At 38.6% G+C, this 2,369-nt stretch carries 3 protein-coding genes; all 3 read left to right on the top strand.

Annotated features, from left to right (window positions below):
* Nucleotides 1-701: restriction endonuclease subunit S (locus BN6465_RS00020; RefSeq protein WP_199882770.1), on the top strand; the 701-nt coding region annotated here is incomplete at its 5' end.
* 121 nt (nucleotides 702-822) lie between these two features.
* Nucleotides 823-1,806, top strand: a complete 984-nt coding sequence (gene xerA / locus BN6465_RS00025) for a site-specific tyrosine recombinase/integron integrase (protein WP_066730573.1) — start codon at nucleotides 823-825, stop codon at nucleotides 1,804-1,806.
* Nucleotides 1,807-1,820: 14 nt separating this feature from the next.
* Nucleotides 1,821-2,369: restriction endonuclease subunit S (locus BN6465_RS00030; RefSeq protein ID WP_199882771.1), on the top strand; the 549-nt coding region annotated here is incomplete at its 3' end.

Here is a 2,369-nt window from a genome sequence, read left to right on the forward strand (position 1 = left end):
TAAACAATAATTTAGAGCAGCAAGCCAAAGCTCTATTCAAATCTTGGTTTATTGATTTTGAGCCTTTTGGTGGTGTCCAACCTCCTGAAATGAAGTTCGTTCCACTTCAAGAACTCTGCAAAGTAGTTACAAAAGGAACAACGCCAACAACACTGGGTAAACCCTTTACAAGTTCAGGCATAAATTTCATTAAAGCAGAGTCAATACTTGATAGTCATTCTATCGACAGTAGCAAATTTGCTTTTATTGATGAAGAAACAAATGCACTATTGAAACGTTCGGTTATCAAAGCGAATGACATTGTGTTTACTATTGCTGGCACTTTGGGAAGATTTGCAATGGTGGATAATAGTGTGCTTCCAGCAAATACCAATCAGGCGGTAGCTATTATTAGACCTGATGAAAATAAGGTGACTCCGGCATATCTTTATAGTTTCTTCATCGGTAATTGGCATAATGAATACTATTCAAAAAGGATTCAGCAAGCTGTCCAAGCTAATTTAAGCCTTACCACCATTAAGTCATTACCTATTGCAGTTCTCAGCAAGACTACAATGAACAATTATGATGAATTAGTAAGTCCATTATTTGCTCTAATGAAGGGCAATGAAGAAGAAAATCGTAGGCTCTCCGAATTAAGAGATACGCTTCTACCTAAACTTATGTCCGGCGAGCTTGATGTCTCAAACATCGACCTCTAAGCCGCTAAATTATTGTTTAGCTTATAACATATCCCATAACTTCCGTGGGTGGCGGGAGTTAATATCGGGGGACTTCCGCCCCATAGTCGTTCTCTAAGAATTATTCAAAGGAGAATTGACTGTGAAACAAGATTTAATCAGAGATGTTATTCAAGGAATGTTACCTTTTCTGAATAACGCACAAAATGAGAAATTGCAGGAGGTTTTACAATATACTCTTGCAAAATATGAGGTAACCGAGAAACAAAACCAAGAGACTAACTCGGAGCAGAACTATGTGGAGCTGTTCTTGTCTGCAAAGCGAATTGAGGGCTGTTCCGAGAAATCTCTTAAATACTATAAGGCAACTATTGAAGCAATGCTCGGTGAGCTGAACAAAGATGTTAAACACATTGTAACGGACGACATTCGAGGATACCTGACCGAGTATCAGGAAAAGAAGAAGTCCAGCAAAGTTACGATAGACAATATTCGTCGTATCCTGTCCAGCTTTTTCTCGTGGCTGGAGGATGAGGATTACATATTGAAAAGCCCAGTCAGACGCATACACAGAGTAAAGACCGGCACGAACATCAAGGAAACTTATTCCGATGAAGCGTTAGAGCTGATGAGAGATAACTGCACCGAACTGAGAGACTTGGCAATTATAGATATGCTGGCTTCAACAGGTATGCGTGTTGGCGAAATGGTGTTGCTTAACCGAAATGATATTGATTTCAACGAGCGAGAATGTATCGTGTTCGGTAAAGGCAGCAAGGAACGAGTGGTTTATTTTGACGCTCGAACAAAGATACATTTGCAGAATTACTTGGAAAGCAGAACGGACGATAATCCGGCGCTGTTCGTGTCACTGAAATCGCCGCACGAAAGGCTGAAAATCGGTGGAGTTGAGGTTCGTCTGCGTGAATTTGGAAAGCAATTAGGATTGCAAAAAGTACACCCGCACAAGTTCAGGCGTACACTTGCGACTATGGCAATAGATAAAGGAATGCCCATAGAACAATTACAACAGCTCTTGGGGCATAGGAAAATAGATACGACCTTGCAATATGCAATGGTTAAACAAAGCAATGTTAAGATAGCACACAGAAAATATATTGGATAGAAAGGAACTTGATTATGGCGGAATGGAAAGAATACACAGTGGCAGATGTGATTTCAACTGTTATTGATTACAGAGGAAAGACTCCTAAAAAGTTGGGTGGAGATTGGAGCGATTCAGGATATAGGGCTTTATCTGCTAAGAATATCAAAACAGGAAAGATTGTTCAGCCTGATAGTATCAGATATGTTTCCGAAGATATGTATAGATGTTGGATGAAAGAAGAGATTCAAAAAGAAGATATTCTTATAACATCTGAAGCTCCATTTGGTCAGATATACTATTGGGATAGCGATGAAAAAATTGTTTTGAGCCAACGACTATTTGCTGTTAGAATCAATCAACAATTCTATCCTAAATACATTTATTTTTATATGACATCTTCTTTCTTTCAAACAGAACTTGATGGCAGAGCAACGGGTACAACTGTTGTGGGATTACGTCAGCCGGAATTATTAAAATGCAAAATTTTTGCACCTGACTATCAAGAACAAAAGAGAATAGCAGATACTCTATGGTGTTTAGAACAAAAAATAAACAACAATGAAGCAATAAACAATAATTTA

The organism is Bariatricus massiliensis, from assembly GCF_900086725.1.
Taxonomy (GTDB): Bacteria; Bacillota; Clostridia; order Lachnospirales; family Lachnospiraceae; genus Allocoprococcus; species Allocoprococcus massiliensis.